The organism is Nocardia inohanensis NBRC 100128 (assembly GCF_001612945.1).
GTDB lineage: Bacteria > Actinomycetota > Actinomycetes > Mycobacteriales > Mycobacteriaceae > Nocardia > Nocardia inohanensis.
The window spans coordinates 334970-342405 of the sequence record NZ_BDBK01000007.1 but is presented as its reverse complement, the minus strand read 5'-3'; the positions used below and the strand labels follow the sequence as shown (position 1 = coordinate 342405).

At 68.0% G+C, this 7436-nt stretch carries 6 protein-coding genes; 5 read left to right on the top strand and 1 reads right to left on the bottom strand.

The window, feature by feature from the left end:
* The coding region (locus NI1_RS15720) for an AMP-binding protein (RefSeq protein WP_157535134.1) at nucleotides 1-702 on the bottom strand (702 nt) is incomplete at its 3' end.
* Nucleotides 703-1083: 381 nt separating this feature from the next.
* Here NI1_RS15720 and NI1_RS15715 point away from each other — a divergent pair.
* From NI1_RS15715 to NI1_RS15695, 5 genes are read left to right on the top strand one after another with little or no spacing between them, the layout of a single operon-like run.
* The gene (locus tag NI1_RS15715; RefSeq protein WP_084523276.1) at nucleotides 1084-2595 is read left to right on the top strand and encodes a peptide ABC transporter substrate-binding protein; all 1512 of its coding nucleotides are present in this window, start codon (nucleotides 1084-1086) and stop codon (nucleotides 2593-2595) included.
* A gap of 10 nt (nucleotides 2596-2605) precedes the next feature.
* On the top strand, nucleotides 2606-3532 hold the full coding sequence (locus NI1_RS15710; protein ID WP_067820487.1) for an ABC transporter permease: 927 nt from the start codon (nucleotides 2606-2608) through the stop codon (nucleotides 3530-3532).
* A 13-nt stretch (nucleotides 3533-3545) separates the two neighbouring features.
* The gene (locus NI1_RS15705; RefSeq protein WP_157535133.1) at nucleotides 3546-4505 is read left to right on the top strand and encodes an ABC transporter permease; all 960 of its coding nucleotides are present in this window, start codon (nucleotides 3546-3548) and stop codon (nucleotides 4503-4505) included.
* Nucleotides 4502-6175, top strand: a complete 1674-nt coding sequence (locus tag NI1_RS15700; protein WP_067820482.1) for a dipeptide ABC transporter ATP-binding protein — start codon at nucleotides 4502-4504, stop codon at nucleotides 6173-6175. The genes NI1_RS15705 and NI1_RS15700 overlap by 4 nt, the downstream gene beginning before the upstream one ends.
* A gap of 49 nt (nucleotides 6176-6224) precedes the next feature.
* Nucleotides 6225-6971, top strand: a complete 747-nt coding sequence (locus NI1_RS15695) for an oxidoreductase (protein WP_067820479.1) — start codon at nucleotides 6225-6227, stop codon at nucleotides 6969-6971.
* Nucleotides 6972-7436 lie beyond the last annotated feature (465 nt).

The window sequence follows — 7436 nt, the reverse complement described above, 5'->3', positions numbered from 1 at the left end:
GTCCCACCAAAGATCGCGCTGCTCGGTCCACGGCACGTCCAGCCCGGTGCGCCGCACGACGAGCACATGCTCCACGCTGCTGCCCTCGGCCGAAAGCGCCTCGTCCACAGCGTCTTTCAGCGGAGCCGCACTACCGCGCCGCCACTGTCCGTCGGTGGTGACGACCAGCCGCGCCTGCGCGTCGTCGACCCGCTGGCGCAGCGCGCTCGGGGAGAACCCGGCGAACACCACCGAATGCGTCAGGCCGAGCCGAGCCGAAGCCAGCATGGCCACAATGGCTTCCGGCACCATCGGCATGTAGATCGCGATGCGGTCCCCGGCCACCAGGCCCAGCGCGGTGAAGTAGTTCGCGGCCCGCGACACCTCGGCCAGCAGTTCGGCGTAGGTGATGTCACGGGAATCGCCGGGCTCGCCCTCCCAGTGGATCGCGACCTGGTCCCCGTGCCCGTCCAGCACGTGCCGGTCGACGCAGTTGTAGGCGACGTTCAGCTTGCCGCCCACGAACCACTTGGCGAAAGGCGCGTCGTCCCAATCCAGGACGCGGTCCCAGGGCTGATGCCAGTGCAGCCGCTGCGCCTGCTCGGCCCAGAAGCCCTCGCGGTCGGCGGCGGCCCGATCGTAGAGAGACGCGTCGCCGTTGGCGGCGGCAGCGAACTCGGCGCTCGGAGGATACGCATCCAGGTGATCGGCGGTTTCGGTCATCTCGTCTCTTCTTCTCTCGCGTACGGCCGGCGGGGTGACCGCGGCCACGTTCGACACTAACCGACTGTGACCTGCGTCGGGTTCGCCCGTCCGGTTCGGTCTCACTCGGCGGATGGTGAGCGTTTTCACGTCCGTCCGCGATGACCCGGCGCTCGGCGTGTCGCGCGCGAAGTCCGGACTATCGGGACAAGCGCGCCGAACCCACGTAACGTCGGCTCCTAACTTTCCAGGCTCTGTATGACCGAACCGTGAAGCGAATCGGGGGCGCAGGTGGAACTGGCGAAACCGGCGATACGCCGTGGCGCGGTGGCGCTGGCCGCGGTGCTGGCCCTGCTCTCGGCGCTGCTGTCCGGCTGCACCATCAAGCCCGTGTTCGGGGACATGATCGCGGTCAACGGCACCGAGCCGCAGAATCCGCTGATTCCCTCCAATACCAACGAGAACGGTGGCGGGCGGATCGTGGACCGGCTCTTCGCGGGGCTGCGGTACATCGATGCCAAGGGCGCGCTGCACGACGAGGTGGCGGAATCCATCGAGACCACCGATCAGCAGCATTTCCGGATCAAGCTGAAACCCGGCTGGACGTTCAGTGACGGATCACCGGTCACCGCAAGGTCTTTCGTGGATGCCTGGAACTTCGGGGCGCTGATCACCAATGCCCAGTTGCAGAGCTACACCTACGCGCCCATCGTCGGATTCGCCGATGTGCAGGCGGATCCGCCACGGGCGCAAACCATGTCGGGGTTGAAGGTGGTCAACGATCTGACCTTCACGGTGGATCTGATCGCGCCCACCATCGAGTTCCGGACCCGGCTGGCGTACGCGCCCTTCTATCCGCTGCCGGAGGCGGCGTTCCAGGATATGAAGGCGTTCGGACAGCACCCGATCGGCAACGGTCCCTATCGCCTGGCCGATGGCGACGCCTGGCAGCACGACGTGCAGCTGACCGTGGTGCCGAACGAGAGCTACCGGGGTGGCCGGCCGCCCCGCAACAAGGGCCTGACCTTCGTCTTCTACTCCAACTTCGACGCCGCGTACTCGGATCTGCTGGCCGACAACCTGGACATGCTCGACACGATTCCGGACAGCGCGGTCCGGGTGTTCAAGCAGGACCTCGGCGAACGGGCCGTGGAAGCGCCGACCGCGCAGAACCAATGGATCGGCATCCAAGCCAATGTGCCGCATTTCAGCGGTCCGGAGGGGTTGCTGCGCAGGCAGGCCATTTCGATGGCCATCGACCGGGAACAGATCGGGCAGAAGATCTTCCACGGCACCCGGGTCCCCGCGCGCGACTACACCTCCCGGGTGCTGCCGGGGTTCGACGGGAAACTGCCGGGGGCGGAAGTCCTGGACTACAACCCCGACGAGGCGCGCCGGCGTTGGGCGCAGGCCGATGAGATCGCGCCCTGGACCGGGCAATTCGAGCTGGCCTACAACGCCGACGGCGGGCATCAGGCGTGGATCGACGCGCTGGTCAACAGCATTCGCAATACGCTCGGCATCGAGGCGGTGGGTGCGCCGTTCCCGACCTTCAAGCAGATCCGGGACCAGATCGTGCCCCGCAAGATCGGCAAACCCTTCCGGTACGGCTGGCAGGGCGACTATCCGACCATGCTCCAGTTCCTGGAGCCGGGATTCCTCTCCACCTCGGAGTCCAATGACGTCGACTACCACAGTGCCGAATTCGACGGGCTGATCGCGGCGGCCGAGGCCGCACCGGACGAACAGGAGTCCTGGCGGCGGGTCGCGGTGGCGCAATCGCTGCTGCTGCGTGACCTGCCGACCATCCCGATCTTCGACTACACCGCTTCGGCGGGTTACTCCAAGCGGGTCACCTCGGTGACCATGACCTGGAACGGGCTCCTCGACTTCGAGAACATCGAGCTGAAATGAGCTGGCGCGCATGACTTGGTACATAGTGCGGCGATTGCTGCAAATGATCCCGGTGTTCTTCGGTGCGACGCTGCTCATCTACTTCCTGATCTGGAAGGTGACCGGCGGCTCGGTGACGGCGCTGGCCGGGCAGCGCACACTGACGCCGGCGCTGGAGGCGCAGCTCAAAGCGCAGTACGGGCTGGATCAGCCGTTCTGGCAACAGTATCTGCACTATCTGAAGGGCATCTTCACCTTCGACCTCGGCACGTCCTACTCCGGTCGGCCGGTGAAAGACGTACTGGCGCACGCGTTTCCGATCACCATCCGGCTGGCGCTGCTCGCGGTCTTCTTCGAGGCGGTGTTCGGCATCGTGTTCGGCGTCATCGCGGGCCTGCGCAAGGGCGGCTGGTTCGACTCCACCATGCTGGTCGCCAGCCTGATCGTGATCGCCATGCCGATCTTCGTCATCGGCTTCCTCGCGCAATTCCTGTTCGGCGTGAAATGGCATATCGCGCCGGTCACCGTCGGCTCCGATGTGAGCATCCCGCGGCTCATCATGCCCGCGCTGGTGCTCGCCTCGCTCTCCTTCGCCTACGTGCTGCGGCTGACCCGGAACTCGGTGGCGGAGAACAAGGATGCCGACTACGTGCGCACCGCGACCGCCAAGGGGCTCCCGCGGCGGCGAGTGGTGGTCGTGCACATTCTGCGGAACTCGCTGATCCCGGTCGTCACCTTCGTCGGCGCGGATCTGGGCGCGCTCATGGGCGGGGCCATCGTCACCGAGGGCATTTTCAATATCCCGGGCGTGGGCGGCACGCTCTATCAAGCCGTGGTGCGCGGCGAGGCGCCGACCGTGGTGTCCTTCGTGACCGCGCTGATCGTGGTCTTCCTCATCTCCAACCTGATCGTGGACCTGCTGTACGCCGTGCTCGACCCACGGATCCGCTATGCCTGAACGGGAGCCACCGATGCTGGAAAAGGATGCGCCACAGGGCGGTCCGCGGCCCGGGCAAGAACGCTGGGTGGCGCCGCCCGACGAGGTCGAGGTGGTCGCCACCGACAAGGTCGAGGTGCACGGCGCGCCCGCCGGGTTCTGGGGGTCGGCGTGGCGGCAGCTGCGGCGCAAACCGCTGTTCCTGGTGGCGGCGGCCCTCATTCTGCTGGTCGTGCTGGTCGCGGCGTTCCCGGGCCTGTTCACCGGACAGGATCCGCGGCACTGCGTGGTCGATTACAGCCTGGTCGGGCCCGGCCGAGACCACTGGTTCGGCTACGACCTGCAAGGGTGCGATATCTACGCGCGCACCATTTACGGGGCGCGGGCCTCGGTCCTCACCGGGATCGGGGCGACGCTGCTGTTCCTGGCGATCGGCGGGACACTCGGCGCGCTGGCGGGATTCTATGGCGGAGTACTGGATTCGGTGATCTCGCGTATCGCCGAGATCGTCTTCGCGATCCCGCTCATGCTCGCCGCCATCGTGCTCATGCAGCTGGCCGGGCATCGCACCATCTGGGTGGTGATCGCCATCCTGGCGTCCTTCACCTGGCCACAGGTGGCGCGCATCGCCCGCGGCTCGGTGCTCTCGGTCAAGGGCAGCGACTACGTGCTCGCCGCACAAGCGCTGGGCGTCAGCAGGTTTCGCATCCTGCTCCGGCATGTCATCCCGAACGCGCTCGGCCCGGTGATCGTGGTGACCACCATCTGGCTGGGCGTGTTCATCGTCACCGAGGCCACCCTGTCGTTCCTCGGCGTCGGCCTGCCGCCCACCGAGGTGTCCTGGGGCGCGGATATCGCCGCCGGGCAACGGCAGCTGCGTGCCGGATCGCTCATCCTGTTCTATCCGGCGACCGCGCTGGCGTTGACCGTGCTCGGCTTCATCATGCTCGGCGATTCGCTGCGCGACGCCCTCGACCCGAAGGAGCGGCGATGACTGCGCCCTTGCTCGAAATCCGGGATCTGCGTGTGTGTTTCGGCTCCGGCGAGCGGCGGATCGAGGCGGTGCGGGGCGTCGACCTGACGGTGTATCCGGGGCAGACGGTGGCCATCGTGGGGGAGTCGGGCTCCGGGAAATCCACCACCGCGCATGCCGTCATCGGATTGCTGCCCGGGACCGGGCGAGTGGAGTCCGGGCAGATCCGCTTCGACGGCAAGGATCTCGCGGCCGCCTCGGCCGCGGAACTGGTGGCGGTGCGCGGCAACGGGATCGGGTTCGTGCCGCAGGATCCGATGTCCAATCTCGACCCGGTCTGGAAGGTCGGCTTCCAGATCTCGGAAACCTTGGCCGCCAATGGGATAGCGCGCGGCCGGGCAGCGCGGCAGCGAGCGGTGGAACTGCTGGCCGAAGCCGGCATCCCGGATGCGGAACGGCGGGTCAACCAGTACCCGCACGAATATTCCGGCGGGATGCGGCAGCGCGCGCTGATCGCCATCGGATTGTCCGCGCGGCCGAAGCTTTTGATCGCCGACGAACCGACCTCCGCGCTCGACGTCACCGTGCAGCGGCAGATTCTCGACCACATCGACGGGCTCACCCGGGAGCTCGGCACCGCGGTTCTGCTCATCACCCACGATCTCGGATTGGCCGCCGAACGCGCCGAGCACCTGGTGGTCATGTATCGCGGCCGTGTCGTGGAATCCGGTCCGGCACTGGCGATCCTGCGCGACCCGCAGCACGAGTACACCCGCCGCCTGGTCGATTCCGCTCCGTCGATCGCCTCGCAGCGACTCTCGGTGGTGCGCACGCGCGCCAAGATCCGTGAACTCGCCGAGGACGTCGCGACCGCCGAAACCGAGGGCGCGGTGCCCGACGACATCCTCGTCGTAGACTCGCTCACCAAGCGCTACCGCATCCGCGGCTCGGTCCCCTGGAAGTACACCGAACTCGTTGCCGCCGACCAGGTTTCCTTCCGGCTGCGCCGCGGCACCACCACCGCCATCGTGGGTGAATCCGGTTCCGGCAAAACCACCGTCGCGCAAATGGTGCTCGGCCTGGTGCCCCCGACCTCCGGCAGCGTCACCTTCGACGGCCGCGAGGTGGCGGACGCCGCCAAACGCGCCTCCCTGGCCTTCCGCCGCCGGGTACAGCCCATCTTCCAGAACCCGTACGGGTCGCTGGACCCCTCCTACTCAATCCATCGCACCATCGTGGAACCGCTGCGCACGCACGGCATCGGCACCCGGCCGGAACGGGACGCGCGGGTTCGCGAACTCCTCGAACTGGTCGCCCTGCCCGCCTCCGTCGCCGATCGCTATCCCGGCGAACTCTCCGGCGGACAGCGCCAGCGCGTGGCGATCGCCCGCGCCCTCGCGCTGGAACCCGATCTGGTCGTCTGCGACGAAGCCGTCTCCGCCCTGGACGTTCTCGTCCAAGCCCAGATTCTCCAGCTCCTCAACGAACTCCAAGCCGAACTGGGCCTCTCCTACCTCTTCATCACCCACGACCTGGCCGTGGTCCGTCAGATCGCCGACAATGTGGTGGTCATGCAACAGGGCCGGGTGGTCGAAGCCGCGACCACCACCGAGGTCTTCGACAACCCGCAATCGGAGTACACCCGGCGCCTGTTGGACGCCATCCCCGGCCGCGACCTCCTGGTGAGCTGAGCCCGGGCACAAAAGTGGCTGGGAGGCAGGACCGCTAGTCTCGTATTTCGTGACCGATCCGCTCCAGCCCTTGGTAGACCTGCCCGGCGTCCGCGAAGCCGCCGACAAGGCCCGCGACGCCCTCGCCGAAGTGCATCGCCACCGGGCGAACCGGCGCGGCTGGCCCACCACCGCGGCCGAGGCGGCGGTCCGCGCGGCGCGCTCCTCGGCGGCCATCGAAGGCGGCAGTATCGACCTCCCCGCCGACGGCAATGTCGAAGACCCGATCCTGGCGGGCGCCCTGCGCGTAGGCCAAGCCCTCGACGGCGAAGCCCTAACCAACCTGGTCGGCGTCTGGCAACGCGCCCCCCTCCAAGCGCTCGCCCGCCTCCACCTGCTGGCCGCCGCCGACCTGGTCGAAGACCAGCAGCAACTGGGCCGCCCCCGCAATGTCCCCGGCGTAGCCGAACGCCTGGACCTGCTGACCCAAACCATCACCACCACCAAGGCCCCCGCCCCGGTGATCGCCGCCGTCGTGCACGGAGAACTGCTGTCCCTCAAGCCTTTCGGCACCGCCGACGGCATAGTCGCCCGCGCCGCCGCCCGCCTGGTAGCCGTCTCCACCGGCCTCGACCCGCACAGCCTCGGCGTCCCCGAAGTCTTCTACCTCCGCCGCCACCAGCCCTACCTCGACGCCGCCGCCTCCTTCGGCATGGGCACCCCCGAAGGCGTAGGCGGCTGGGTCCTCTTCACCTGCGGAGCCCTCGAAGACGGCGCCCGAGAAGCCCGCTCCATCGCCGACTCCGCCGTCAACTAACCCGCGCCGCAGTCAAGATCCCTTACGCCCCAGCAAGGTTCAAGAGAAGTGCCGGCCGACTTCCGACGAGTTCGGGCGAGGTGCGGGCGCGGGCTCACCCGAAGGAGGGGGCGGTCGCGAGCTCACCCGAAGGAGTGGGTGCGGGCGCGGGCTCACCCGAAGGAGTGGGTGCGGGCGCGGGCTCACCCGAAGGAGCGGGTTCGGGTGCGGGCTCACCCGAAGCAGCGTGTGCGGGCGCGAGCCCACCGAAGCAGCGGGGGTGCGGGCGCGAGCTCTCCCGAGTCATCGGGGGTTCGGGGGCGAAGCCCCTGAGGATCGCGAGGGGGTTCGGGGGCGAAGCCCCTGAGGATCGCGAGGGGGTTCGGGGGCGAAGCCCCTAAGAGCGCCGAGAGTTGGCAAATATCAAAGCGGGCGGCGTTGTCGCGAATTGCGACCTCACCGCCCGCTAGCACGGACCACCTGGTT

Bases quoted from the DNA above. Each gene is read 5' to 3' on its own strand.
- NI1_RS15715 (WP_084523276.1), top strand. From the start codon at position 1,084: ATGATCGCGGTCAACGGCACCGAGCCGCAGAATCCGCTGATTCCCTCC.
- NI1_RS15710 (WP_067820487.1), top strand. From the start codon at position 2,606: ATGACTTGGTACATAGTGCGGCGATTGCTGCAAATGATCCCGGTGTTC.
- NI1_RS15705 (WP_157535133.1), top strand. From the start codon at position 3,546: ATGCTGGAAAAGGATGCGCCACAGGGCGGTCCGCGGCCCGGGCAAGAA.
- NI1_RS15700 (WP_067820482.1), top strand. From the start codon at position 4,502: ATGACTGCGCCCTTGCTCGAAATCCGGGATCTGCGTGTGTGTTTCGGC.